This is a genomic window from Streptomyces sp. JLSY215 (assembly GCF_059682825.1).
Genome location: NZ_CM185022.1, coordinates 1,406,344 through 1,430,739, shown reverse-complemented (window position 1 = coordinate 1,430,739; position 24,396 = coordinate 1,406,344). Strand labels below are relative to the sequence as shown.

At 72.6% G+C, this 24,396-nt stretch carries 23 protein-coding genes; 13 read left to right on the top strand and 10 right to left on the bottom strand.

The genetic code is table 11. The annotated features are described in order from the left end of the window. Positions 1–17: 17 nt before the first annotated feature. Positions 18–845 (bottom strand): TetR/AcrR family transcriptional regulator, encoded by an 828-nt coding sequence (locus AC5677_RS06410; RefSeq protein WP_497194032.1) that lies wholly within the window; start codon positions 843–845, stop codon positions 18–20. 349 nt (positions 846–1,194) lie between these two features. Between AC5677_RS06410 and AC5677_RS06405 the strand changes: the two genes are divergently transcribed. The 5 genes from AC5677_RS06405 to AC5677_RS06385 all read left to right on the top strand — a co-directional run bounded on the left by AC5677_RS06405 (position 1,195) and on the right by AC5677_RS06385 (position 5,801). Then, complete coding sequence (locus AC5677_RS06405; RefSeq protein WP_497194031.1) at positions 1,195–2,460, top strand: cytochrome P450; 1,266 nt, start codon at positions 1,195–1,197, stop codon at positions 2,458–2,460. A 150-nt stretch (positions 2,461–2,610) separates the two neighbouring features. Continuing rightward, positions 2,611–2,901 carry a hypothetical protein gene (locus AC5677_RS06400; protein ID WP_497194030.1) on the top strand — a complete coding sequence of 97 codons (291 nt, stop codon included), beginning with the start codon at positions 2,611–2,613 and terminating at the stop codon, positions 2,899–2,901. A 245-nt stretch (positions 2,902–3,146) separates the two neighbouring features. Continuing rightward, entirely contained in the window at positions 3,147–3,434 is a 288-nt protein-coding gene (locus AC5677_RS06395; RefSeq protein ID WP_497194029.1) for a hypothetical protein, read from the top strand. Beyond that, positions 3,421–3,933, top strand: coding sequence for an RNA polymerase sigma factor (locus AC5677_RS06390; RefSeq protein WP_497194028.1), 513 nt, complete (start codon positions 3,421–3,423; stop codon positions 3,931–3,933). The genes AC5677_RS06395 and AC5677_RS06390 overlap by 14 nt, the downstream gene beginning before the upstream one ends. Beyond that, positions 3,930–5,801, top strand: coding sequence for a SpoIIE family protein phosphatase (locus AC5677_RS06385; protein WP_497194027.1), 1,872 nt, complete (start codon positions 3,930–3,932; stop codon positions 5,799–5,801). The genes AC5677_RS06390 and AC5677_RS06385 overlap by 4 nt, the downstream gene beginning before the upstream one ends. A 52-nt stretch (positions 5,802–5,853) precedes the next feature. On the opposite strand, the gene AC5677_RS06380 is transcribed toward AC5677_RS06385, so the two are convergent. Continuing rightward, positions 5,854–7,161 carry a phosphoribosyltransferase family protein gene (locus tag AC5677_RS06380; RefSeq protein WP_497194026.1) on the bottom strand — a complete coding sequence of 436 codons (1,308 nt, stop codon included), beginning with the start codon at positions 7,159–7,161 and terminating at the stop codon, positions 5,854–5,856. A gap of 213 nt (positions 7,162–7,374) precedes the next feature. Between AC5677_RS06380 and AC5677_RS06375 the strand changes: the two genes are divergently transcribed. After that, on the top strand, positions 7,375–8,187 hold the full coding sequence (locus tag AC5677_RS06375) for an HAD-IIA family hydrolase (protein WP_497196526.1): 813 nt from the start codon (positions 7,375–7,377) through the stop codon (positions 8,185–8,187). On the opposite strand, the gene AC5677_RS06370 is transcribed toward AC5677_RS06375, so the two are convergent. Next, a complete protein-coding gene (locus tag AC5677_RS06370; RefSeq protein ID WP_497196525.1) occupies positions 8,108–8,755 on the bottom strand; it encodes a histone deacetylase in 648 nt (215 codons plus the stop codon). The two genes, AC5677_RS06375 and AC5677_RS06370, sit on opposite strands and share 80 nt — an antisense overlap. Before the next feature lie 421 nt (positions 8,756–9,176). Here AC5677_RS06370 and AC5677_RS06365 point away from each other — a divergent pair, with 421 nt between their 5' ends. Then, positions 9,177–10,196: a hypothetical protein gene (locus AC5677_RS06365; RefSeq protein WP_497194025.1), complete on the top strand. Its 1,020-nt coding sequence runs from the start codon at positions 9,177–9,179 to the stop codon at positions 10,194–10,196. Between the two features lie 28 nt (positions 10,197–10,224). Here AC5677_RS06365 and AC5677_RS06360 read toward each other — a convergent pair whose 3' ends face one another. Next, entirely contained in the window at positions 10,225–10,788 is a 564-nt protein-coding gene (locus tag AC5677_RS06360; protein ID WP_497194024.1) for a TetR/AcrR family transcriptional regulator, read from the bottom strand. 237 nt (positions 10,789–11,025) lie between these two features. Between AC5677_RS06360 and AC5677_RS06355 the strand changes: the two genes are divergently transcribed. Then, a complete protein-coding gene (locus AC5677_RS06355) occupies positions 11,026–12,567 on the top strand; it encodes a purine-cytosine permease family protein (RefSeq protein WP_497194023.1) in 1,542 nt (513 codons plus the stop codon). Between the two features lie 73 nt (positions 12,568–12,640). After that, complete coding sequence (locus AC5677_RS06350; protein ID WP_497194022.1) at positions 12,641–14,305, top strand: amidohydrolase; 1,665 nt, start codon at positions 12,641–12,643, stop codon at positions 14,303–14,305. Positions 14,306–14,398: 93 nt separating this feature from the next. On the opposite strand, the gene AC5677_RS06345 is transcribed toward AC5677_RS06350, so the two are convergent. Further along, a complete protein-coding gene (locus AC5677_RS06345) occupies positions 14,399–15,124 on the bottom strand; it encodes a DUF6333 family protein (protein ID WP_497194021.1) in 726 nt (241 codons plus the stop codon). Between the two features lie 124 nt (positions 15,125–15,248). On the opposite strand from AC5677_RS06345, the gene AC5677_RS06340 reads away from it, so the two are divergent. The 3 genes from AC5677_RS06340 to AC5677_RS06330 all read left to right on the top strand — a co-directional run bounded on the left by AC5677_RS06340 (position 15,249) and on the right by AC5677_RS06330 (position 18,494). Further along, a complete protein-coding gene (locus AC5677_RS06340; protein ID WP_497194020.1) occupies positions 15,249–16,796 on the top strand; it encodes an ATP-dependent DNA ligase in 1,548 nt (515 codons plus the stop codon). Between the two features lie 4 nt (positions 16,797–16,800). Next, positions 16,801–17,274, top strand: a complete 474-nt coding sequence (locus tag AC5677_RS06335; protein WP_497194019.1) for an NUDIX hydrolase — start codon at positions 16,801–16,803, stop codon at positions 17,272–17,274. A gap of 206 nt (positions 17,275–17,480) precedes the next feature. Beyond that, the gene (locus tag AC5677_RS06330) at positions 17,481–18,494 is read left to right on the top strand and encodes an ArsR/SmtB family transcription factor (protein ID WP_497194018.1); all 1,014 of its coding nucleotides are present in this window, start codon (positions 17,481–17,483) and stop codon (positions 18,492–18,494) included. Positions 18,495–18,504: 10 nt separating this feature from the next. Here the strand turns inward: AC5677_RS06330 and AC5677_RS06325 are convergent, their stop codons facing one another. From AC5677_RS06325 to AC5677_RS06305, 5 genes are all read right to left on the bottom strand, one after another. Then, positions 18,505–19,497, bottom strand: coding sequence for a zinc-dependent alcohol dehydrogenase family protein (locus AC5677_RS06325; RefSeq protein WP_497194017.1), 993 nt, complete (start codon positions 19,495–19,497; stop codon positions 18,505–18,507). Continuing rightward, entirely contained in the window at positions 19,494–20,342 is an 849-nt protein-coding gene (locus tag AC5677_RS06320; protein ID WP_497194016.1) for a carbohydrate ABC transporter permease, read from the bottom strand. The genes AC5677_RS06325 and AC5677_RS06320 overlap by 4 nt, the downstream gene beginning before the upstream one ends. Continuing rightward, positions 20,339–21,319 (bottom strand): carbohydrate ABC transporter permease, encoded by a 981-nt coding sequence (locus AC5677_RS06315; protein WP_497194015.1) that lies wholly within the window; start codon positions 21,317–21,319, stop codon positions 20,339–20,341. The genes AC5677_RS06320 and AC5677_RS06315 overlap by 4 nt, the downstream gene beginning before the upstream one ends. Beyond that, positions 21,300–22,709, bottom strand: coding sequence for an ABC transporter substrate-binding protein (locus AC5677_RS06310; protein ID WP_497194014.1), 1,410 nt, complete (start codon positions 22,707–22,709; stop codon positions 21,300–21,302). Before AC5677_RS06310 ends, AC5677_RS06315 begins: the two co-directional genes overlap by 20 nt. A gap of 161 nt (positions 22,710–22,870) precedes the next feature. Next, on the bottom strand, positions 22,871–23,632 hold the full coding sequence (locus tag AC5677_RS06305) for a DeoR/GlpR family DNA-binding transcription regulator (RefSeq protein WP_497194013.1): 762 nt from the start codon (positions 23,630–23,632) through the stop codon (positions 22,871–22,873). A 323-nt stretch (positions 23,633–23,955) separates the two neighbouring features. Here AC5677_RS06305 and AC5677_RS06300 point away from each other — a divergent pair, with 323 nt between their 5' ends. Next, the gene (locus AC5677_RS06300) at positions 23,956–24,384 is read left to right on the top strand and encodes an STAS domain-containing protein (protein ID WP_497194012.1); all 429 of its coding nucleotides are present in this window, start codon (positions 23,956–23,958) and stop codon (positions 24,382–24,384) included. The last annotated feature ends 12 nt before the right edge of the window (positions 24,385–24,396 follow it).

The window sequence follows — 24,396 nt, the reverse complement described above, 5'->3', positions numbered from 1 at the left end:
CGGGTGGGGTCTTGCCGTCAGTCGCGCAGCTGCCGGCCCATTTCCTGTGAGCTGAGCTCTTGCACGTGCTCGTAGAGCGCGATGATCTCGGGGGCGGCGGCGGTCGCCGCCGCGAGCGTGCGGTCGGCGGGAACGGGGTGGGCGGAATCCGGGGCGGCGCCATCGGCATCCGGGGCGACGGGGAACTCCAGGAGGCTCCGGAGCGTGTGGGCCAGGATGTCGATCCGCTGCTCCGGTGGGACCGGGGAGTCCGGGGCAGCCGTGCCGAGCGCTTCGGTCAGGAAGAATCCGGCGGACACCGCCAGGATCGCGTAGTGCTGCTGGGCGACGGTGACGTCCTGACGCACCAGGCCGTGTTCGCGCAGCACCTCGAGATGGCGGCACAGAGCGCGGTGGCCGTGCGCCATCAGTTCCGCGAGCTCCTCCTTGGCAGTGTCATTGAGGCGGCCGAGGACGTCGGAGTCGTCGGTCTGAACGGCGCGCAGCACCGGGTCGGCCAGGTAGTCGCGGTGCAGCCCGCACATCATCCGGCTCGGCAGGACCTCCATCGGATCGGCGCGCATCCGCTCCAGCTGGCGGCGCAGACTCCGCGATTTGGCGTTGAGCACGACGGCCAGGAGCAGCGCGTCCTTGGTCTTCCAGTGGAGATAGACCGTGCCCTTGCCGACCTTGGCGTGACGGGCGATCTCGTCGATGGTCACCCGGCGGTAGCCCCAGGCGAGCAGTAGCTCGCCGGCGACCTCTAGGATGCGTTCACCGCGCTGTGTCTGTGCCACGACCTGTGCCTTTTCGGGTGCGAGTGCGATGGGGTACGACCGTCGTGACCAGATTTCGAATCTGGTCACGCAGTCAAAGCTAGGCGGAGTGGGGGCGGGGGACAAGGGGGTGATTCCGGCCAGATGGGGAGGGGGGCAGTGGCAGCGGTTAGGGCGGCAGTTATGGCAGCGGTGGCGGCGGTGGCAGTGACAGCGGTGCGAGTGCCGGGGATGAAGCGCCCCAATATGGCTGCCAAATACGGGAGTTGGGGCTACGCGACGCGAGGGGCCCTCTGGACCGACCCGGCCGCACTGGCCTAGCGTCGGGCGGCACCGCAAGGGGGCACCGGTCGCCCGCTCCCGATCCCGAGCCCCTCGCGACCCTGCCCCCTACCCCGATCCCTCTCCCGATCCTGCTCAGGGAAGCCGAGGACGCGTCGTGACCACGATTCCGCAGCCGCCCGACATCCTCTCCCCGGAATTCGAAGCCGACCCCTACTCCGCGTATCGCGTCCTGCGGGAGCATTACCCGCTGTTTCATGATCCGGGGACCGGCAGCTATCTGATCTCCCGGTACGAGGATGTCCAACGGGCCTTCCGCGAACCGGTGTTCACCAGCGACAACTACGAATGGCAGATCGAGCCGGTGCACGGCGGCCGGACCCTGCCTCAGATGAGCGGGCGCGAACATGCCGTCCGCCGCGCGCTGGTGGCGCCCGCGTTCCGCGGCCGCGAGCTGCGCGAGAAATTCCTGCCGCTGATCGAGCGCAACGCCCGGGAGCTGATCGACGGTTTCCGCGACGCGGAGGAAACCGACCTCGTGGCGCGCTTCGCGACCCGCTTACCGATCAACGTCATCGTCGACATGCTCGGCCTCGACCGGGCCGACCACGACCGCTTCCACACCTGGTACGGGGCGGTCGTCGCGTTCCTGGCCAATCTCGCCCAGGACCCGGACGTCACGGCCACCGGGCTGCGGACCGCCGAGGAGCTGGCCGCGTACCTGCTCCCCGTCATCCAGGAACGGCGCGCCGCACCCGGTGACGATCTGCTGTCCACCCTGTGCACCGCCGAAATCGACGGCACCCGGATGAACGACCAGGACATCACCGCATTCGTCAGCCTGCTGCTCGCGGCCGGCGGCGAGACCACGGACAAGGCCCTCGCGGGCATCTTCCGCAACCTGCTCGCCCACCCCGACCAGCTCGCCGCCGTACGGGCCGACCGCAGTCTCGTACCGGCGGCCTTCGCCGAGACCCTGCGCTACAGCCCGCCCATCCAGATGATCATGCGGCAGCCCGCCGAGGACGTCGCCCTCAGCGCCGGCACCGTACCGGCGGGCTCCACCGTCACCTGCCTGATCGGCGCCGCCAACCGCGACGAGCGCCGCTACGCCCACCCCGAGACCTTCGACATCTTCCGTACGGAGATCGCGGCGGCCAGCGCCTTCAGTGCCGCCGCCGACCATGTGGCCTTCGGGATCGGGCGGCACTTCTGCGTGGGCGCGCTGCTGGCGAAGGCCGAGGTGGAGGTCGGCGTGAACCAGCTGCTGGACGCCTTCCCCGAGATGGATTTCCCGGACGGTGCCGCGCCCGCCGAGGCGGGGATCTTCACCCGGGGACCGAGGCGGCTGCTGGTGCGGCTGACGAGTGGTGGCGGGCAGGGGCACGGTCAGGGATCCGCCCAGGGGCCTGCGCAGGGATAACTCTGCGTAGTCAGGAGGGGGCGCGTCCCGGCGGACCGCCCCGTTCCGGATTGCCGGGTCAATGCGCTGCGCCGTCGCCGGTCCGGTGTCAGACTTGAAAGACCGCACTGGCTGCCGGCGGCCGGTGGCCCCTGGCATCAAGGGGGAGACATGACCTGGGCATCTTGGACCACGATCGGCATCTACGCGCGGCCCGGGGTGGTGCGCACCGAGGAGGTCGGTGTCATCGACGGCGACCTGAGCGTGCATACGACCTGGTCGGAGGGGCAGGCGCATGTGGCGGTGCAGTACACGGGTGCCACCGACTGGTTCACCATGGCTGGCAGTCCGGTCCCCTGTGACTCGGAAGAGGACAGCCGCAGCTTCCACCAAGCGGTGGTCGAAGCGATGCGGGACGGCGATGAGGCCGAGCATCCTCTCCGGGAACTGTTCCGCCAGTAGGCAGTAGGCAGTAGTCAGCAGGCAGTAGTCACCCAGCGGAGGCCCCTGGCCCGTCGGTCCGTACATCCGTCGGCGCTTCCTTCCCGCACAAGCCCCCGCCAGGGCACCCCGCACGCGTAGCGCATCGCGCCTTCCCGTCCCGTCTCGTCCCGTCCCCTCCCGTACCGCCCCGCCTAGACATTTTTGACGCTCTTTTGCTCTTGGGGCTGACAGGCGACGAGGCAATCGCGGGAAAGGGCTGCAGGGTGACGGAGTGGCAGTGGATGGTGGTGGCCATCGGTGGACCGGCGGGGGTGATGGGCGTATGCGCGGCGGTGGCTTACCGCATCAGGGAGCGGGCGCGGATGAGTGGGATCGTGGCCGCGGCGCGTGCGCTTCGCCGGGGTGGCACGATCCGCTATCGCTCGCTCGACCGGCAGGGACGGGCGACGACGGAGTGGGAGATGCGGCTCTCCCCGGTCTCGGCGCAACATGCCGGGGAATGCGATGTCCGGGCGCCCGGCGAGCACGGTGGGTGTGGTGAGGGCGGCTGACCGGGCCGCGGCCGAGGCGGCGTGCGAGGCGCTGTTCCGCGCACACAAGGACGGGCTGCTGGCCGCGGCGATGGTGGTCGATCCGCATCTCGCATGGGACGGTGTGCAGCAGGCATTCGAAGAGGCGCTCAAGCGCATGCTGACACCGAACGCGGAGCCCGTGCACAACTGGTGGGGCTGGCTCCGGCGGGTGACGGTCCGTCATGTGGTGGCGCGCCGCCAAGAGGTCGCCGCCCACGCCTCGGCGGAGGGCATGGACTGGGTGGATCCCGCCCCCTTGACGGAGGACCTCGTGGTGATCAAGGAAAAGTTCGAAGGAATGCTGCGCCAGGTCGCGGCGTTGCCGCTGCGGCAGCGGCATGCGGTCGGTCTTCGGTTCCTGGGGGGCTTCTCCTATCCCGAGATCGCGCGGATCATGGCGGTGGAGGAGGTCACGGTGCGCAATCTCGTCAGCCAGGCGCGTCGTTCCCTCAAGGCCGATCAAGGGAGGCTGTCATGAGCGACCCCACCGCTCCGACGCGGTGGTCCATGTCGCCCCCGCTCGGAGCGAGATCGGCGGGTGCCCGGCGGCCGGATGCCACCTCCCGCGCGGCGGACGCGTCCGATGAGGAACGGGATCTGCGGGAGTCGCTGGCCGAGGCCGAGCGGCAGGCCGGTCAGATGGTGAGCTCCTACGTCGATGACGACCTGGCACTGCGGCAGCTGCGTAGCCGGCTTGCGGCGGTGGAGGGCGACGAGTTCGAGGAGGCCGACGGATTCGAGGAGGCCGACGGGTTCGGTCAGGCCGACGGGTTCGAGGGCGTCGAAGGACCGGACGAGGCCATCGGCGTGCATGGCTTCCGGCGGGGCCAGTTGGCCATGTTCGACCACATTCCCGGCTTGGTGGCGGTCGTGCACGGCCCCGAGCACCGCATCGCGTACGTCAACGGCGCCTACGCCGACGTCTTCGGCCCCCGCCCGGCCGGCCACACGGCCCGCGAGGCCCTCCCCGAGCTCACCGAACTGGGCCTGCTCCCCCTCATGGACCAGGTCCTGCGCAGCGGCAAGCCCCGTACGGTCAAGTCGCGCAAGGTCCCCGCTGGCGCCGGCCCGGACGGTGCGCAGCGGCACTACACGTTCACCTGTACGCCGATGGAGCCCCACGGTGTGCTGGTCTTCGGCGCGGATGTCACGGACCAGATCGAGTCCGCCGAACGCCTCCGTGTCCGTGAGGCCCGCCAGCGCGAGGCCGCCGTCACCCTCCAGCGTTCCCTCCTGCCGCAGGAGCTGGAGCAGCCCGACGATCTGCAAGTGGCCGCCGAGTATCAGCCCGGTGGTACGGACGCGGCCGTCGGTGGGGACTGGTACGACGTGATCACGCTCGGCGCGGGCCGTACGGCCCTGGTCATCGGGGACGTCATGGGCCGGGGGGTGCGTGCCGCCGCCGTGATGGGTCAGCTCCGTACCGCCGTACGGGCCTATGCGCGTCTGGACCTGCCGCCCCACGAGGTGCTCCAGCTGCTGGACGGGCTGGCCGCCGAGATCGACGCGAGCCAGATCGCGACCTGTGTCTACGCCGTCCACGACCCCAACGAAGGCCGCCTGGTCTACGCCTCGGCCGGCCATCTGCCCATTCTCGTCCGCGACGCCGACGGCACGGTCCGCCGCGCCGCCGAGCCGACCGGGCCGCCGCTGGGCACCGGCGGCTGGCTGCACACTTCCGGCTCCGTCCCCCTCGGCCCCGGTTGCAGCGCCGTCCTCTACACCGACGGCCTCGTCGAACGCCGCGACGCCGACATCGACGACGGCATCCAGAAGCTGGAACGCGCCTTCGCGGACGCCGCTGCCACGCCGCAGGCGGTGTGTGACGGGTTGCTGCGGGACCTGGGCGTCACCTCCTGCCATGACGACGGTGCCGCCGTGCTCGTCGTCCGGCACCCCGAGCGCACCGGGCACGACGCCGAGCTGTTCCACAACGCCGCCCTCGAACTCCACGGCGGCACGGAAGCGGCCTCCCGCGCCCGCGCCTTCGCGTCCGGGGTACTGGCCTCCTGGCGTTTCCCGTCCGAGCTCAGCGAGCTGGGCGTGCTGGCGGCCGGCGAGCTGGTCGCCAACTCCCTCCAGCACGGCACGCCGCCCATGCGGCTGCGGCTGCGCCGTACGGACCGGCGGCTGATCGTCGAGGTCACCGACGGCGACGACCATCTCCCCCGTCGCCGCCGGGCCGAGCCGGCCGACGAGGCCGGCCGCGGCATCTCCGTCGTCGCGACCATCGCCTCGTCCTGGGGCTCCCGCCGCACCCCCGGCGGCGGCAAGGCCGTCTGGTGCGAATTCGCGCTCTCGAACGACGGACCGGGAGCCGCGGAACAGCGCAGACGGCGGCCATGATGCCGTGGGTCCCGGCCGCGTCGAGGCGCCATGCACTCCCGTCGGCCCGCCCCTACCCGGCCTGCGGGACCAAGTGCCTGGTGAACCAGTCCTGCGCCAGATCGGCGACCGCGTCCAGCGCTCCCGGCTCCTCGAAGAGGTGCGTGGCATGCGGGACGACTTCGAGCTGGTTCTCGCAGCGCAGCTCTTGCAGGGCCTGCCGGTTGAGGTCGAGGACGAGGGTGTCGTTGCCGCCCACGATCAGCAGCGTCGGCGCCCGTACGTCACCGAGGTGGGGGCCGGCGAGGTCGGGGCGGCCGCCGCGGGAGACCACGGCGCCGATGTCGACCTCGGTGGCCGCGGCGGCGCGCAGCGCGGCCGCGGCTCCGGTGCTGGCCCCGAAATAGCCGATCGGGATCGGCACCCGGCCGTGCAGCCAGCGGGTGGCGTCGGCCAGCCTCCCGGCCAGCGTCGCGATGTCGAAGACATTCGCCCGGTCGGCCTCCTCGCCCGGGGTGAGCAGATCGAAGAGGAGGGTGCCCAGACCGGCCCGGTTCAGGACCGCGGCCACCATCCGGTTACGGGGACTGTGACGGCTGCTCCCCGAGCCATGGGCGAACATCACGACCGCCTCGGCGCCCTCCGGGAGGCTGAGGTCCCCGGCCAGCCGCAGCCCGCCCGCGTCCACCTCCACCGGCTCCTCGACCACCGACCCGTGGGCCGCAACGGGCGGGTCGCTCAACGGGCGGGCCGCCGCCTCGGTCAGCAGGGCGATGACCTCCTCGTCCGGGGTCTGGGAGAAGTCCTGGTACCACTCGCCGACGGCGGAGAACGACGCCGGCGTGGACAGGCACACCACCTCGTCCGCCTTGGTACGCAGCCAGGCGGCGGCGTCCGGCGGCGCCACCGGCACGGCCAGCACCACCCGGGCCGCGCCCTGGGCCCGGACGACTTCGCAGGCGGCCGCGGCCGTCGCACCGGTCGCGATCCCGTCGTCCACCAGGACCGCCGTGCGGCCCTTGAGGGACAGCCGTGTCCGGCCGGCGCGGAAGCGTCGCGCCTGACGCGTCAGCTCCGCCTCCTCGGTGCGCTCGACGGCCTGGAGGTCGGCCTGCCGGATCCGGCCGCGCCGGACGATGTCCTCGCTGATCACCCGGACGCCGCCCTCACCGATCGCACCGAAGCCCAGCTCACGGTGGTACGGCACGCCCAGCTTGCGGACGACGATCACGTCGAGGGGCGCGCCCAGGGCCTGCGCCACCTGATAGGCGACGGGGACGCCGCCGCGCGGCAGCCCGAGGACGACGGGGTCTTCCCCGGCCAGACGGCCGAGCGCTTCGGCCAGACGGTGCCCCGCGTCCGTGCGATCGGTGAACAGCACAATCGAGCACCCCCTACCCAGGGGAGACAGAAGCCACGTCCACACCTACTTCGAAACAACCCCATGTGCGGGCGTTCCGCAAGTCGGGGAGCGGCTCCGTTTCCGCCGTCGGCCGGTCGTGGTTACGGTCGGCATATGGCACGCAGCGGTACGGGGCCGAGCGCCACGGGTCCGAGCGGTAGCGGGCCGCCCGGCGCCGGGCCGGGCGGTCGCATCAGGGCGGTCCTGATCGATATCGACGGTGTGCTCACGGTGTCCTGGAAGCCGCTGCCCGGTGCCGTGGCGGCCATGCGGCGGCTGCGTGCCGCCGGGCTCCCGCTGGCCCTGGTCACCAACAACACCTCGCGGACCCGCGCCGTGATCGCCGGGAGGCTGGCCGGGGCGGGCTTCCCGGTCGACGCCGACGACATCCTCACCGCACCCGCCGTCACCGCCGGGTATCTGCGCGAGCACCACCCGGGTGCCCGCTGCCTGCTGATCAACTCCGGTGACGTGCGCGACGATCTCGCGGGCGTGACGCTCGTCGACAAAGGGGCGCACGAGCCCCCGGACGTGATCGTTTTCGGGGGTGCGGGCAGCGCCTTCGACTACCCGGCCCTCAACGCGGCCTTCCGCCATCTCCAGCGCGGCGCCCGGCTCGTGGCCATGCACCGGAATCTGTACTGGCGGACGGCGGACGGGCTCGACCTCGACACCGGGGCCTTTCTCCTCGGGCTGGAGCGGGCCGCCCGGGTCGAGGCCCAGGTCACCGGAAAGCCCGCCGAGGCGTTCTTCGCCACCGCCCTGCACCACCTCGGGGCCACACCGGCCGAGACCCTGATGGTGGGCGATGACATCGTCTCCGATGTGCTGGCGGCCCAGCGCGCCGGAATCACCGGCGTACTCGTCAAGACCGGGAAGTACCTGCCCGAAACGCACCGGGAGGCCGACGGCACCCCCGATCACGTCATCGATTCCTTCGCCGACCTGCCGGATCTTCTGGAGCTCGCGGACCCGCCGCCGGCTCCGGGGAACAGCCCCGGGTGACCAGCGCCTCGATCTGGGTGACCGACCACCGCCCCGCCACCCCCGGGCATCCGGCCAGGTACGCGGCCGTCCGGCGCGCGCTCCACCCGTGTGCGGCGACGATGCCCGCCGCGATGTGGTGGAGATAAGCGGCGGACGGGGCGTTCCACGGGATGTCGCCGCTGCGCCACGGGGCCGTGAAGGTCAGTACGGGGGAGCCGTCCAGCCGGCCGGCGCGGACCAGCGTTTCATAGCGGCCGGGGCCGATCGTCGCCCGTCCCGCACCTAGGACGTCCGTCAGATCGAGGTCCTCGCCGGGCGCACGGTACATCTCCTGGGCCGCGATGTCGGAGAACTGGCCGAGCGTCAGAAGATAGGCGCGGGCGGGGAGCCGACCCTCGCCGTCGGGGTCGTAGAAGGCTCTGCCGCCGGTCCACGTCAGGGATTCGGTGGCGAAGTAGAGCAGGCCCGGCAGCATGACCGGCTCGGCGCGCAGGGGCGGGCGGGGGTCCCGGCAGCCGGGGTAGCCGACCCGCCCGCCAGGTGGCCGGCCGCCCTCCAGGTAGGCGGTCAGCCGGTCGAGGTGCATGTTGGAGCCGTATGCCGCGTACCAGACCCGGCGGGCGGTGGGGTGGCGAGGCGTGGTCAACGGGCCGTTCCCTTCCTGCTCGGGCCGCTTCCGGGTGCCTCCGTGGTGCGCGGCACTCGGCGGCGAGAACTCACTCCGGCACTCCGGCACTCCTGCACTCCTTCGTGCCTCCGATTCTCCTCGTTCTCCGTGCTCTCCGCGTCGTTCCCCTTCCCCCGAACCTCGTCGGTCGATCCCTTCGCTGCCTCACCGCCGTCACGGCGTTCGCGGCGGTTCGCTCACCGGCGGCGCCGCTCCCGGTGAACTCGGGCGCAGGGATGGCGAATCGACGTGTGCGCGAGGGCGCCGGGAGGAGGTTTTGCGGGGTGTGGGCTGGACAGGCGCGTGGTGCGGGGGTGAGGTGGCGACGGACGGAGGCGGCGTGGCGGAGGAACCGGGCAGCGCGGGCGGGCCGGACGACAGGGGCGGGGCGAGCCGCCGCAGGATGCTCGCCGCCGGCGCCGCGGCCGGCCTCGGACTCCTCGCGGGATGCGGCACATCGGCCGCTCGGGACGACCCCGCGAACGGCGCGCCGCCGCCCGAACGGCGGACCGAGCCGCCGCACTCCCCGTCCGCCCACCCGCCCGGGCGCCGCCCGCGCCGCCGCCCCGAACTCCCGCGGGGCGGACGGGAGTTGTTCCCCCGGCACCGCCTGGTGGGGTTCTGCGGGTTCCCCGGTGCCGCCGCGCTCGGCCGGCTCGGCATCGGTGACCCCGGGGCCCGCGCCGCCGAGATCGAGAAGGTGGCGCACTCCTACGCCGCGGGGCGCGAGCCCTTGCCCGTACTGGAACTGCTGGCGGTGGTCGCGAACGCCGGCCCCGGGCCCGACGGGACCTACCGCACACGGACGCCGTCCACCACGATCCGCCGCTTCCATGAACTCGCGCGGGCGCGCCGCGCACTGCTGCTGCTGAACGTCCAGCCGGGCCGGGCGGCGCCGCTCGGTGAGGTGAAGGCGCTGCGCGAATGGCTGGTGCACCCCGATGTGGGGATCGCGCTCGATCCGGAATGGGAGATGGGACCGGGCGAGGTGCCGGGACGGAAGTTCGGCCACACCAGCGGGCGGGAGATGACCGGCGTCGCCCGTTATCTCTCCGGCCTCGTCGACAAGCATGATCTGCCGACCAAGCCGCTGGTCTTCCACCAGGTCGCCGCCTCCGTGCTGCGCGAGGAATCCGCACTGCGGCCACAGCCCGGTGTGGCGGTGATCAAGAGCGTCGACGGGATCGGCTCCCCGGGCCTGAAGCGGGGCACCTGGCGCAGGCTCGTCTCCCGCATACCCGAGGACGTGCACACCGGCTTCAAGCTGTTCTACGAGGAGGATGCGCGGGGCGGTCGGCTGATGACCCCGAAGGAGGTCCTGGCGCTGACGCCCCGGCCGGAGTACGTGATGTACGAGTAGGCCGCCACGAGGGCCTACGAGCGGGCCGCTATGAGCCGGCCGCCCTGGCGATGAGGCGTTGTGTCGCGGAGCGGGCCGCGGCCAGGGCCTGCGGGCGGTCGGTGCCGCGCTGGCCGAGGACGACGCGGGTGCTCAACCCGTCCAGCAGCGCCAGGAGTTCGGAGGCGCGCGAGGGGACGTCCATCGGTGCGAACCTCCCGCGCTGCACCCCCTTGGTGAGCAGCGCCTCCAGATCGTCCTGCCAGCTCCGGTCCATCTCCTCCTGCGCCTGGTGCAGCGGCTCGTTCGACGGGGTGCGGGCCCAGAGCTCGATCCACAGCGTCCAGCGCGCGTCGCGCGGGCCGCACGGCAGATACAGCTCCAGGAACAGGTCGAGTTTGCGCTCCGCGGTCAGCCGGCGGGCCAGCAGCGCGCGCCGCTCCTCGGCGAGGGCCGCCTCGCTCCAGCGCAGGGCCTCCAGGAGCAGCAGGTCCTTGCTGCCGAAGTAGTACAGGATGTGGCCGCCGCTGGTGCCCAGCCGCTCGGCGAGGGCGGACATGGTGAGCGTGGCCAGGCCCTTCTCGGCGATGGCCGTCATGGCCTCCTCGAGCATCCGTTCCTGGGTGATGTGCCCATCGCGCCGTCGTGCCGCCCGTGCCACCCGTATCGCCCCCGGTCTTCGCTCTCGTGCCGTTTTGTCGTCGCCGCGCCGTCGCGGTGTTCCGGGCCCGAGCCTATCCGCGAATTTGTGCAGGGGTCTTGACGGGCGGGGGAGTGGTCGCACATCTTGAATGCCGTTCTAGGAGTTAGAACGACATTCAAGATGTGGATGTCGAAAGGTGGTGCGCGGATGGTGCAGCGGCAGTCGGACACGGAGATCCCGGACGCAGGGGTCCCGGGCGCGGAGGGCGCCGGGGCGGCGCAGGCGGCGAGCGGAGCGGCCGATGTGGCCGATGCGGCCGTGGCCACCTCCGTCGGCACGTCGGTCCATTCGCCTCATGCGAGTGATCCCGGCAATCCGGATAGCGATGAAGTGTTCCGGGTCGAGACCCACGGCATCGATCCGATCCCCGACGACGAGCGGCACGGCAGCGCCAAGGACCTGTTCTGGCTCTGGTTCGGCTCCAACCTCACCTTCACCTACGTGATCAACGGCGCCCTCGCGGTCGGCTTCGGCCTGTCCTTCTGGCAGGCGATCGCGGTCGTGGTCCTCGGCGGGCTGTCGTTCTTCGCGATCAGCGCCGCGGGCCTGAGCGGCATCCGCACCGGCACCGCCACCCTGGTGATCTCCCGCGCCGCCTTCGGCGTCCGCGGCAACTGGCCCGCCGGCCTGCTCAACTGGGTGGTCAGCATCGGCTACACCATCGTGAACACGGTCGTCGGCACCCTCGCCCTCGAAGCGTTCTTCGCCGACCTGGGCTGGGCCGGCGGCAACCTCGCCCGCGCCCTCGCGCTGCTGATCACCCTCGCGCTCACCTTCGTGGTGGCGATGTGGGGCCACGCCACGGTCCAGTTCGCCGAACGCTGGATGGCCTACATCCTCGCCGTCGGCTTCGCCGGGCTGCTGGTCTTCGTCCTGCCCGGCGCGCACACCACCGGCCACGCCTCCGCCCCCGGCGCCGCGGGCTGGAGCCTGGCGTTCGTGGTCATGCTGGCCGGGCCGTTCTCGTACGTGCCGATGCCCGCCGACTACACCCGCTATCTGCCGCAGTCGACCTCGCTGCGCGCGATCACCTGGACCGGTGCGCTCGGCGGCTTCATCTCGTCCGTCGCGCTCGGCGTCATCGGCGTGGCCGCGGCCAGCCGTACGGACATGACCGACGCCGTGGCCGGAACCGAGAAGCTGCTGCCGGGGTGGTTCCAGCCGGTCTTCCTGGCCCTGGTCCTGGGCGGATCCGTCACCAACTCCATCATCACGCTCTACTCGTCCTCGCTGAACCTCCAGGTCCTCGGCATCCCCTGGAGCCGCTCCAAGGCCATCATCATCAGCGCCGCCGTCACCGCGCTCGGCTCGCTCGGCGCGCTCTTCTTCACCGACTTCACCGAGTCGCTGCTGTCCTTCCTCTCCCTGCTGATCATCGTCTTCGCGCCCTGGGGCGGCGTCTTCCTCGCCGACATGCTGCTGCGCCGCTGCCGGTACGACACCGAGGCCCTGCACTCCGGGCGCGCGGGCGCGTACTGGTACCGCTCCGGCTACCACCCGGCGGGCATGACCGCGCTCGTCGCCGGCATGGTCTTCGCGGCCCTGACCTGCGACTCCGAGCTGTGGACCGGCCCCCTGGTCGCGCCGCTCGGCGGCGCCGACCTCACGCTGCTCGGCTCGGTCGTCTCCGGCCTCGTCTACTGGGCGCTCGCCCGGCGCACCGTCGGCGCCCCGGCCGCGGCCGCCTGACGGCACGCACCGCCGCCCCTCGAACCACCCACCGGTCAAGCACCACCCGTACCACCTCAGGAGCACACCCCTCATGTCCGCCACCACCGCGCCCGCCCCCGCACCGGCCGATCTGGTCCTCACCGGCGCCCGTATCCACACCGTCGACCCCGACCTGCCCGAGGCGCAGGCGCTCGCCGTGCGCGACGGCCGGATCGCCTGGCTCGGTGCGGACGCCGACGCCGGACAGTGGACCGGCCCCGACACCCAGGTGATCGACGCCGGCGGCCGGCTGGTGCTGCCCGGATTCATCGACGCGCACAACCACGTCCGGCTCGGCTCCGACGACGCCTGCGTCCAGCTCGCGGGCGTCCGCACCCTCGACGCCATCCACGAGCGCATCCGCACCTGGCGCGACGCCCACCCGGACGCCGAGTGGATCGAGGCCGAGGCCTTCGACTACTCCGCGATCCCCGACGGCCGGATGCCGCGCGCGAGCGACCTCGACCCCGTCACCGGCGACACCCCCGCCTTCGTCCTCAGCTACGACGTCCACACCGCCTGGCTCAACACCGCCGCCCTGCGCCGCCTGGGCATCGACCGGGACCGCACGAGCCTGCCCTTCGGCGAGGCGGAGACCGACCCGGAGACCGGCGAGCCCACCGGATTCATCAAGGACTTCGCCGTCAAGGGCCTCTCCCGCGACGGACACCGCGCCCTGAAGGAACTCGGCGTGCCGTGGGCCTCGGCCGACCGCCAGTACGGCCGCCTCGCCAAGAGCCTCGACGACGCCATCCGCTTCGGCATCACCACCGTCGTCGAACCGCAGAACTCCCTCGACGACCTCTCCCTCTTCGAGCGCGCCCGCGCCGAGGGCCGGCTCCGCTCGCGGATCGTCGCGGCGCTCTTCCACCCCCGTGGCACCACCGACGCCGACCTCGACGACTTCGCGGCGGCCGCCCGGCGCCACGACGACGACCGGCTGCGGGTCGGCCCCCTCAAGCTGTACATCGACGACGTCGTCGAGCCGCGGACGGCCGCGCTGCTGGAGCCGTACGTGGGCTGCGGGCACCACCGGGGCGAGACGTTCTACCCGGCCGCCGACTTCGGTGATCTGCTCACCAAGCTGGACGCCCGCGGCTTCCAGTGCTTCGTGCACGCCACCGGCGACCGCGGCATCCGCACCGTCCTCGACGCCGTCGAGCAGGCCCGTACGGTCAACGGCCCGCGCGACGCCCGCCACCAGGTCGTCCACGTCGAATGCCTCGACCCCCGGGACACCCCGCGCTTCGCCGAACTGGGCGTGGTGGCCTGTATGCAGCCGCGGCACTGCGCCCCGGAGATCGCCGGCCCCGGACAGGACTGGGCCGAGAACGTCGGCCCGGACCGCTGGCACAAGGCCTGGCCGATGCGCAGCCTGCACACCGAGGGCGCCGTCCTGGCCTTCTCCAGCGACTGGAACGTCGCCGAGATGGACCCGATGATCGGCATCTACACCGCCCTCACCCGTAAGCCGCTGGCCGGCGGCGAGGCCTGGCAGCCGGAGGAGACCGTGGACGTCGAGACCGCGGTGTACGCGTACACGATGGGCTCGGCGTACGCCAACTTCCTGGAGGAGGAGCGCGGTTCGCTGACCGTCGGCAAGCTCGCCGACTTCGTGGTGCTCTCCCGGGACATCCTGCGGGCCGCGCCCGAGGACATCCTCGGGACGGTCGCCGAGACGGTCGTCGTCGGCGGTGAGGTCGTGCAGCAGAGCTGACCGGCCGCCCCGCCCCGGCCCCCGTCCGCCTGCCGCGGGCGGGGGCACGCCCTTGCCGACGGGCCCCCGCCGCCGCCCGCACGGTCCGGCCGTTCAGGGCTCGTCGAGCCAGATGTCCTGGAGGTGGCCGGTGGCCTGCCGGGTGTGGCGGACCAGGAACCGGGACATCCTCAGCTCCGCCCGTCCCCACGGGGAGTGCGGCTCCAGCAGGACGTGGCCGAAGTGCCCCCAGCCGACCTCCGCGTCCAGGTCGATGCCTTCCCGGGCCAGGACCTCGGGGCCGATGCCGACGGCGCGGACGAGGGCGTGCGGGTCGCCGCGGAACTCGTAGAAGTCGGATTCCGACCAGGACTCGGCGTGCAGCAGCAGCCCGCCCGGCAGATGGATGGCGGCCTCGACGTGGTTCGCCCCGCGGTCGACGGAGGCCTCCCCGACGATCCGGGCCTCCGGGTACCGCTCGGCCAGGACGCCCGTCGCGTCCAGCAGCGCCTGCCCGAGGCCGTCGTCCGCGAGCGCGGGGTCGGAGAGGGCGATGACATTGCCCCAGCAGCCGACGCTCACCACGTCCAGGTCCTCGCGCGCCCACGGGGAGTCGGCCACGGCGACGGTCGGCTCCAGCTCCTCCAGGACGGCCTCGACCGTGGGGAAGGCCTCGGCGAAGGCCCGTGCACGCGCCGGGTCGTGGGGCGCGAAGGACGCGGCTTTGTCGGGTGTGGGGCGGGCGTAGGGACGGAAGGGCGGGTGGACGAGTGCGATGGTGCCGTTGCCGTATCCGCGGAGCTCGTGGTCGGGCGGGTGGTCCCAGTAGCTGTCGGTCATGCCCGCACGCTAGGGCAGGGCACCGACAGCGCTGCGGGGACAACTTGCTCCGTCCGGTCCGCCCGGTCCGCCCGGTCCGTCCGGCCCGGAGGCGATGACGGTGCGCCGGGCGCACCATGGTCCTGTGCTGCTGGCCGATCTCGCACAGGTCTCCGCGGACGTCGCCGCGACACCGGCGCGGTCGCGGAAGACCGCGCTGCTGGCCGGGCTGTTCCGGGCCGCCGAGCCGCAGGACGTGCCGATCGTCATCCCGTACCTCGCCGGGCGGCTGCCGCAGGGGCGGATCGGCGTCGGCTGGAGCGTCCTGCGGGAGCCGGTGCCGGCGGCGGCGCGCGCCACGCTCACCGTGCGCGAGGTGGATGCCGCGCTGACCGGCCTGGCCGGGGTCGGCGGCGCCGGGGCGCAGGGGGAGCGCCGGCGGCGGGTCCGCGCGCTGCTGGCCGCGGCGACCGGGCCGGAGCAGCGGTATCTGCTGGGGCTGCTGACCGGGGAGGTGCGGCAGGGCGCGCTGGACGCCCTCGCCGTCGAGGGGCTCGCGGCGGCGGCGGAGGTGCCCGCGGCGGCCGTACGGCGGGCCGTGATGCTGGCCGGGTCGCTGCCGGACGTCGCGCGGGCGCTGCTCGCGGACGGGCCGCCGGCGCTGGCGGAATTCCGGCTCACCCTCGGCCGGCCCGTCGGACCGATGCTCGCGCACAGCGCCCGGTCGGTGGCCGAGGCCATCGCCAAGCTCGGCGTCTGCGCCGTGGAGCAGAAGCTCGACGGCATCCGGGTGCAGGTCCACCGGGACGGCGACGACGTACGGATCTACACCCGCACCCTGGACGAGGTCACCGACCGGCTGCCCGAGGTCGGCGCCCTCGCGCGGACGCTGCCGGCCGGGCGGTTCATCCTGGACGGCGAGGTGATCGCGCTGGACGAGGACGGGCGGCCGGTGCCGTTCCAGCGGATCGCGGGACGGTTCGGCTCGCGGGTGGACGTCACCGCCGCGCGGGCCGCGCTGCCGCTGTCGCCGGTCTTCTTCGACGTCCTCTCGTGCGACGGCCGTGACCTGCTCGAACGGACCGGCGCGGAGCGGCACGCGGAGCTGGTCCGGCTGGTGCCGGCGGAAGCGCGGGTGCGGCGCCAGGTGGTGCACGGCCCGGACGATGCGGCGGGCCGCCGCGCCGCCGAGGACTTCTGGGCCCGGACGCTGCGCGACGGCCACGAGGGCGTCGTCGTCAAGGCCCTGGACGCCCCCTACAGTGCGGGCCGCCGCGGCGCCGCCTGGCTCAAGGTGAAGCCGGTGCACACCCTCGACCTGGTCGTGCTCGCGGCGGAATGGGGCCACGGCCGGCGCACCGGCAAGCTCTCCAATCTCCACCTCGGGGCGCGCGGCCCGGACGGGGGATTCGTCATGCTCGGCAAGACCTTCAAGGGCCTCACCGACGCCACGTTGGCCTGGCAGACCGAACGGTTGCAGGAGCTGGCGGTGGAGGAGCGGGGGCAGGTCGTCGCCGTACGGCCGGAGCTGGTCGTCGAGGTCGCCTACGACGGCCTGCAGACGTCCACGCGCTATCCGGCGGGCGTGACGCTGCGCTTCGCGCGCGTGCTGCGCTACCGCGACGACAAGACGGCGGCGGAGGCGGACACGGTGGAGGCCGTACTGGCCGCGCACGGGGGCGGGGAGACGTAGCCCCATGGCGGGCAAACGCAGCGCCGGGCTGCTGCTGTACCGACGGGGTGCGGGCGGCGTCGAGGTGTTGCTGGCGCATATGGGCGGGCCGTTGTGGGCCGGGCGGGACGCCGGTGCCTGGTCGGTGCCCAAGGGGGAGTACCTGCCGCCGGAGGAGGCCCGGGACGCGGCCCGGCGGGAGTTCGAGGAGGAGCTGGGGCTGCCGCCGCCGGCCGGCCCGTACCTGGAACTGGGCGACACCCGCCAGGCGGGCGGCAAGGTGGTGACCGTCTGGGCCGTCGAGAGCGATCTCGATCCGGAACGCATCGTGCCCGGCACCTTCGCGATGGAGTGGCCCCGGGGCTCGGGCGTGCCCCGGAGCTTCCCGGAGGTCGACCGGGTGGCGTGGTTCGCCCCGCAGGCGGCGGCGGAGCGGATGGTGAAGGGGCAGCGGGTGTTCCTGGAACGGCTGGCCGAACAGCTTGCGGGGGCGGGCTGAGCGGCTCCGGGGAGCGGGGCTGAGGGGCCCGGCCCCGGGGGCCGCCCGCCGGGCCGGGACCCGGCCCCCGTACGACCCCCGGACCGCCCCGCACGGGCTTTGGGTACAGCTCGCCCTGGACACCCCCTTCGCCGCCCGGCAGTCTGTGCGCGGGGAGAAAACGGGGGGCTCTGGGGACGGGGTCATGAGCATGCCGCGGGGGCCGCATGTTGCGTATCCATTTCGATGAGCGGGACATCGCGCGCGTACAGATCGCGGCCGAACCGGACCCGTTGTGGGAAACGGTGCTGGCCATGCACCAGCTGACGGCGCCCGGCAACGGCCTGCCGGTGTACGCCGCGTGGCGGGCCCGTGCGCGGGCCGAGCTGGCCGAGCGCGGGCTGACCCGCGCCGCCCGGCTGATCTGCGCGCTGGCGCCGGGCGACGCCCGCTACTTCCCGGACTTCCTCACGCCCGACGCGGGGCGTCACGGCCTGGCGGCGGGGCTGACGGCGCTGCGCGAGACGCCCAGGGCCCGGCTGACCGCGGAGCTGCGCCGGGCCGCCCTCCCGGCCCGGCTGCCGCGCTGGGCCGGCGCGGTGGCCAAGGGCAGCCGGCAGCCGCTGGACGAGCTGGCCGCCGCGTTCCAGGAGGTGCACGGTGCGGTGGTGGCCCCCGACTGGACGGAGGCGACCGCGACGGCCGCCCGCGACCGGGCGGCCCGCGCCCGCACGCTGTGCCACGGCGGCGTCGACCGGATGCTCAACTCCTTCCGCCCGTACCTGCGCTGGGAGCCGCCGGTGCTGTACGTCGACTACCCCCGCGAGGGCGATCTGCGGCTGCACGGACGCGGACTGCGGCTGATCCCGTCGTATTTCTGCTGGCGCCGGCCCATCGCGCTCGCCGACCCGGACCTGTCGCCGGTCCTGGTCCACCCCATCGAGCACTCCACGGCCTGGGCCCCCGCCACCACCCGCGCCTGCCATCCGCAGGCCCTGTCCGCGCTGCTCGGCCGCACCCGGGCCCGCGTCCTGGCCGCCCTCGACGCGCCCGCCACCACCGGCGAACTGGCCCGCAGGCTACGGGTCTCCGCCCCCTCGGCGAGCGAGCATGTGAGCGCGCTGCGCGAGGCGAGCCTGGCCCACAGCCGCCGCGACGGCACCAGCGTCGTGCACACCCTCACCCCGCTCGGCGCGGCGCTGCTGCACGGCGAACTGGCGCCCGTACGGCTGCCCAGCTGAGGTCACGGGCTCACGGCCGCACCTGGATCTTCCGGCCCTGCCCGGCCCGGAAGCGGTCCAGCGCCGCCGCGTACTCCGTCAGCGGCAGCCGGTCGCTGATGAAGATCTCCGGGTCCAGGACGCCCGCCGCGAACAGCTCGGCGGCGCGTTCGTAGCTGTGCAGGACGGCCATCGAACCGGTGATGGTGATCTCCTGGTTGTAGATCCGGTACGGCTCGATGACGGCGCGGGCGGCGTAGTCGGCGACCCCGAACTGGAGGAAGGTGCCGCCCCGGCCGACCCGCCCGAGCGCGTCCTGGATGGCGCGTTCGTTGCCGGTGGCGTCGATGACCACGTCCCAGCCGCGCGGCCGGTCCAGCTCGTCGGCGGAGGCGGCCGCGTTGCTGCAGCCCAGGGTGCGGGCGGTGGCCAGCCGGTCCGGGTTGATGTCGATCATGTCCACGCCCGCCGCACCGGTGCGCTTGGCCAGTTCCAGCATCATCAGGCCCATCGTCCCGGAGCCGTAGATCAGCACCTGGGTGCCCAGCTGCTGGGAGCGCAGGATGTCGTAGCCGCGTACGGCGCAGGAGAGCGGCTCGATCAGGGCCGCGTCCTCGGTGCGTACGTGGTCGGGCAGCTTGATGCAGTTCGCGACGGGCGCGACGGCGAACTCGGCGGCGCCGCCGGACCGGGTCACCCCGATCGCCGCCCAGCGCTCACAGAGGTTGTTGCGGCCGATGCGGCAGTAGTGGCACTCGTAGCAGTACAGGGACGGGTCGACGGCCACCCGGTCGCCCTCGGCGAGTTCGGTGACGGCGCTGCCGGTGGCGACGACCGTCCCGGCGAATTCATGACCGGGCACGACGGGCAGGGTGGGCGCGAACTCGCCCTGGAGGATGTGCAGATCGGTGCCGCACAGCCCGCAGGCGGCGACCGAGACGACGACGTCGCGGGGCCCGGGGGTGGGGTCGTCGACGGTGGCGACCTCGACCTTGCCGGGGGCGGTGATCACTGCGGCTTTCATTTCACGGCTCCGAGGGAGAGGCCCTGGACGAGCTTGTCCTGGGCGGCGAATCCGGCGATGAGCACCGGGAGGGAGATGACGGTGGCGGCGGCGCACACCTTGGCCAGGAACAGGCCCTGGCTGGTGACGAAGCCGGTCAGGAACACCGGTGACGTGCCGGCGACGACGCCGGTCAGGACCCGGGCGAACAGCAGCTCGTTCCAGCTGAAGATGAAGGAGATCAGGGCCGTGGCGGCGATGCCCGGCATGGCGACCGGGGCGACGATCCGGGTCAGGGTGGTGGTCAGTCCCGCACCGTCGATCGAGGCGGCCTCCAGCATCTCCACCGGGACCTCGGCGAGGAAGGAGCGCATCATCCACACCGCGATCGGCAGGTTCATCGAGGTGTAGAGGATGACCAGCAGCCAGATGTTGTCGAGCATCCCGGTGTTCTGCGCGACGAGGTAGATCGGCAGCAGCCCGGCGACCAGCGGCAGCATCTTCGTGGAGAGGAAGAAGAAGAGGACGTCGCTCCACTTGCGGACCGGCTTGATGGAGAGGGCGTACGCCGCCGGTACGGCCAGCAGCAGGACGAGGAGGGTGGAGGCCACCGACGCGGTCAGCGAATTGATCAGCGGTGGCCAGGGACTGACGCCGGTGCCCTCGCCGAAGAACTCCCGGTAGCCGTGCAGGCTGAGCCCGGCACCGAGGCTGGGCGGGTTGGTCGCCGCGTCCGTCTCGCTGTGGAAGGACGTCAGCACCATCCAGGCGACGGGCAGGAAGAAGGCGATCCCGCACAGCCAGGCCACCAGGCCCAGCAGCCTGCCGGTGTGCCGCCGGCGCGGGGTCGGGGGTGCGCTGTTCATCGGGTGACCTCCTCACGCAGCAGGGACGAGACGGTGCGCAGGGCGAAGGTGGCCACGAGCAGCGAGCACAGCACGACGACGACGCCCTGCGCGGACGCCCGTCCGTAGTCGTGGGCCTGGTAGAAGGTCTGGTAGATGGTGTAGGGAAGGTTGGCCGTGCCCAGCCCGCCCGAGGTGATGGTGAAGACCGCGTCGAAGTTCTGGACGACGTAGACGGTCCCGAGCAGGGCGGCCAGCTCCAGGTAGCGGCGCAGATGCGGCAGGGTCAGATACCGGAAGATGTCCCACGGTGTGGCGCCGTCCATCCGGGCCGCCTCGATGGCGTCCGTGGCGCGGCTCTGGAGCCCGGCCAGCAGGATCAGCATCATGAACGGCGTCCACTGCCAGATCAGCGACATCTCCACCGCGGCCAGCGGGGAGTCGGTCATCCAGTCCGGCTGCGGGGGACTGTCGCTGCCGAAGAGTCCCCAGAGCCAGGTCAGCGCGCCGTTGAGCAGCCCGTACGAGGCGTTGTAGAGGGCGTGCTTCCACAGCAGGGCGGAGGCGACCGGGACGACGAGGAACGGGGTGATGAGCAGGGTGCGGACGATGCCGCGGCCGCGGAAACTGCGGTCCAGCAGCAGCGCGAGGCCGAGCCCCAGCAGCAGGCTGACCAGCACCACGGTCACCGTCAGCAGCACCGTCGTGCCCACCGAGGACCGCATCGCCGGATCGGTGAAGACGGCCTTGTAGTTGTCGAGGGCGGCGAAGCCGCGGTTCTCGGGGGCCAGCGCGTTCCAGCGGGTGAAAGAGATCACCACGGTCGCCAGGAACGGCAGCTGGGTCACGACGATCAGGAAGACGAGGGCGGGCAGCAGGGGAGCGCGCCGGGCCCAGTCCTTCGCCCGCAGGATGCGCCGGGCGCGGGCCGCCCGACGGTCGGGCGCCGCGGCGACGGCCTCGGCGGACCGGGCCGCCTCAGTGGTCGGCGTAGGCATCGGACACCTCCTGTGCCAGCCGCTGGCTCTTCCTCAGGGCCTCGGCCACGCTCTGCTTGCCGGCGATCGCCGAGCTGATCTCGTCGGCGACCTTGGTGCCCAGGTCGGAGAACTCGGGGATGCCGACGAACTGGATGCCGGGGGCCGGGCGTTCCTGGACGCCGGGGTCGTGGGGCCGGGCCGAGCCGATCGCCTGTTTGGTCGCCGGGGCGAAGGCGCCCGCGCTCTTCAGGTACTGGGGGTTGCGGTAGAGGGACGCCCGCTTGCCGCCGGGCACCCTCGACCAGCCCAGGGTCCGGCCCACCAGCTGCTCGTACTTCTGGCCGGAGGCCCAGCGGATGAACTTCCACGCCGCGTCCTGATGCGTACTGGCCTTCTGTACGCCCCAGGCCCAGGTGTAGAGCCAGCCCGAACCGGCCGTCCGCTCGACCGGCGCCGGTGCGTAGCCGACCTTCCCGGCGACCTTGGAGTCGGAGCCCTCCAGCGAGCCGGCGCCGGCCGTCGCGTCGTACCACATGGCGACCTTGCCCTGCTGCATGTCGTTGAGGCACTCGGCGTAGCCGGCCTGCGGCGCGCCCGCCTCCCCGTGCTTGCGGACCAGGTCGACGTAGAACTGCGTGGCCTTGGTGAACTCCGGGCTGTCCAGCCGCGCCTGCCAGTCCTTGGTGAACCAGGTGCCGCCGAAGGTGTTGACGACGGTGGTCAGCGGGGCGATCAGCTGGCCCCAGCCGACCTGGCCGCGCAGGCAGATGCCCTTCATGCCTTTGCGGAAGCCGTCCAACTTGGCTGCTGTGTCCGCGACCTGCTGCCAGGTGGGCCGGGCGGGCATGGTCAGCCCGGCGGCCTTGAGGAGGTCCTTGCGGTACATCAGGAACGACGATTCGCCGTAGAACGGCTCCGCGTAGACCTTGTCGTCGGCGGCGGTGAGCGAGGCGCGGACCGGGGCGAGGATGTCGCTCTGGTCGAACTCCGGGTCCCGCTCGGCCCGTTCGCCCAGCGGGGCCAGCCAGCCGTTGCGGGCGTAGATGGGCGTCTCGTAGTTGCTGAGGCTGGCCACGTCGTACTGTCCGGCCTGGCTGGAGAAGTCCTGGCTCATCTTGTCGCGCAGATCGTCCTCCGGCAGCACGGTGAAGTGCACCTTGATGCCGGTCTCCTTGGTGAAGTGCGCGGCGGTCAGCCGCTGGAGATCCACCATCTGCGGGTTGTTGACCATCAGCACATTGATGGTGTGCGCGGCGTCGTTGCCCGCGTCACCGGCGCCGCGGTAGCAGGCGGTGGCGGACAGCGACAGGGCCAGGGCGAGCGAGGTCAGGCCCACGGCGCGGACCGGGCGGCGGCGCCCGGGGGACGGGTGTCCAGGGGGCGGGTTTCCGGGTGGTCGTGCTGTCACGGCTCGTACCTTTCTGGGGACGGGGGCTGGCGCGGCACCGGGCGTGGGGGACCGCTGCGGGTACGCCGGAATGACCGTCCGAGGGCCGGGGGAAGCGGGCCTTCGGCGGTGAGCTGTGGAGGTGTCGTACGGGGCCGGTTGTCCGGGCGGCCGCCGGTCCGTCAGACCCGGAGCACCTGCGGCCCCAGGAGGGAGTAGCGATGCGCCTCCGGCGCGGAGAGCCCGGCATCGGTGATGACCGTGTCGAAGTCGCTCACCTCGGCGAACCTGCAGAAGCTGCTGGCCCCGAACTTGCTGTGCACCCCGACCAGTACCCGGCGCCGCGAGGACCGCACGGCCTGCGCCTTCACCTCCGCGACGGCCGGGTCGGGGGTGGTCAGGCCGTGCTCCCGGGAGATGCCGTTCGCGCCCATGAAGGCCAGGTCGATCACGAACCCGGCGAGCATGTCCCGGGCCCAGGAACCCACCGTCGCCTGCGTCCCGGCGCGGACCCGGCCGCCGGCCAGCAGGACGGTGGTGGAGTCGGACGCGGAGACCAGCGAAGCGGTGCGCAGCGAGGCGGTGAGCACGGTCAGCGGGCGGTCGGTCGGCAACAGCGTCGCGACCAGCTCGGGCGTGTAGCCCTCGTCCACGAACACCGTCTCCGCCGCACCCACCAGCTGCGCCGCGGCCGCCGCGATCCGGCGTTTCTCCGCGACCTGCTGGGTCTCCCGCTTCGCCAGCGTGGTTTCAAAACCCGCGCTCTCGACCGGATATGCCGCGCCGTGCGTGCGCCGGATCAGGCCGCGCCGCTCCAGTTCGCTCAGATCGCGCCGTACGGTTTCCCGGGCGACCCCGAACTCGGCCGCGGCGTCGGCGACCTCGACCCGGCCCGACTGCCGGGCGAGCACGAGAAGGCGGTGCTGGCGTTCCTCTGCCCTCATGGTGGTCTCCTGCCCGTAGCGGTGCGGAACGACGGTCCGAAACGGTGCTCCGTTCGGTCACGGGCCTGCCCGTTTCTGCCCGCCTGAGGTTTATAGCAACGGTAGGACGCCGCACGTCCGCCCGTAGCGGCGTAAAACCGGCCCGTTTCTGCCCGCACCGGAACGCCTCCGACCTGGCCGGATACCCGCTCCCGGTGCCCGTACGGCCTGGTGGGACGCTCCGTGGGCCTGCCCGCGGGCAGGCGGGCGACCCGGGGGCGACCCGCGTACACCTGTCGGCCATGTCGATGATGCGGTCGAAAAGGGCGCATAGTCTGGACGCCATGAGTGCGGAGATGCGGTCCTTGGCGGTCACGGCGATCGTCGAGGCGGACGAGTGCGCGGTGCTGCGCGTCAGCGGGGAGCTGGATCTCCGCACCGAGCAGGCCTTTCTCGAGGAGGCCCGGTCCATCGTCTCGGCCGGCCATCGCTTCCTCGTGCTCGATCTGACCGCCCTGCGCTTCTGTGACTCACGGGGGCTGAGCTGCCTGCTGGCCCTGGAGTGGCTGTGCCGGCGGCTGGAGGGCCGGCTGTTCCTGGCCTCGCTCGGCGTACGGATGCTGCGGCTGCTGGTCGGCACCCAGTCGCTGGGCGTCTTCTCCTGCTTCCCGACCGTCGGTCACGCACTGGCGGCCGTCCCCGACGGCGCACGCCCGGCGTGGCCGCCCGCGGTGGACGAGCCGCCGTTGCCGGGCGATGACCCGTTCGTGTGACGTGACGCGGCA

Excerpts from the sequence above, each read along its gene's own strand:
- AC5677_RS06400 (WP_497194030.1), top strand. The coding sequence starts at position 2,611 with ATGACCTGGGCATCTTGGACCACGATCGGCATCTACGCGCGGCCCGGG.
- AC5677_RS06385 (WP_497194027.1), top strand. The coding sequence starts at position 3,930 with ATGAGCGACCCCACCGCTCCGACGCGGTGGTCCATGTCGCCCCCGCTC.
- AC5677_RS06370 (WP_497196525.1), bottom strand. The coding sequence starts at position 8,755 with ATGCACCTCGACCGGCTGACCGCCTACCTGGAGGGCGGCCGGCCACCT.
- AC5677_RS06360 (WP_497194024.1), bottom strand. The coding sequence starts at position 10,788 with ATGCTCGAGGAGGCCATGACGGCCATCGCCGAGAAGGGCCTGGCCACG.
- AC5677_RS06355 (WP_497194023.1), top strand. The coding sequence starts at position 11,026 with ATGGTGCAGCGGCAGTCGGACACGGAGATCCCGGACGCAGGGGTCCCG.
- AC5677_RS06350 (WP_497194022.1), top strand. The coding sequence starts at position 12,641 with ATGTCCGCCACCACCGCGCCCGCCCCCGCACCGGCCGATCTGGTCCTC.
- AC5677_RS06345 (WP_497194021.1), bottom strand. The coding sequence starts at position 15,124 with ATGACCGACAGCTACTGGGACCACCCGCCCGACCACGAGCTCCGCGGA.
- AC5677_RS06335 (WP_497194019.1), top strand. The coding sequence starts at position 16,801 with ATGGCGGGCAAACGCAGCGCCGGGCTGCTGCTGTACCGACGGGGTGCG.
- AC5677_RS06330 (WP_497194018.1), top strand. The coding sequence starts at position 17,481 with ATGTTGCGTATCCATTTCGATGAGCGGGACATCGCGCGCGTACAGATC.
- AC5677_RS06325 (WP_497194017.1), bottom strand. The coding sequence starts at position 19,497 with ATGAAAGCCGCAGTGATCACCGCCCCCGGCAAGGTCGAGGTCGCCACC.
- AC5677_RS06320 (WP_497194016.1), bottom strand. The coding sequence starts at position 20,342 with ATGAACAGCGCACCCCCGACCCCGCGCCGGCGGCACACCGGCAGGCTG.
- AC5677_RS06315 (WP_497194015.1), bottom strand. The coding sequence starts at position 21,319 with ATGCCTACGCCGACCACTGAGGCGGCCCGGTCCGCCGAGGCCGTCGCC.
- AC5677_RS06305 (WP_497194013.1), bottom strand. The coding sequence starts at position 23,632 with ATGAGGGCAGAGGAACGCCAGCACCGCCTTCTCGTGCTCGCCCGGCAG.
- AC5677_RS06300 (WP_497194012.1), top strand. The coding sequence starts at position 23,956 with ATGAGTGCGGAGATGCGGTCCTTGGCGGTCACGGCGATCGTCGAGGCG.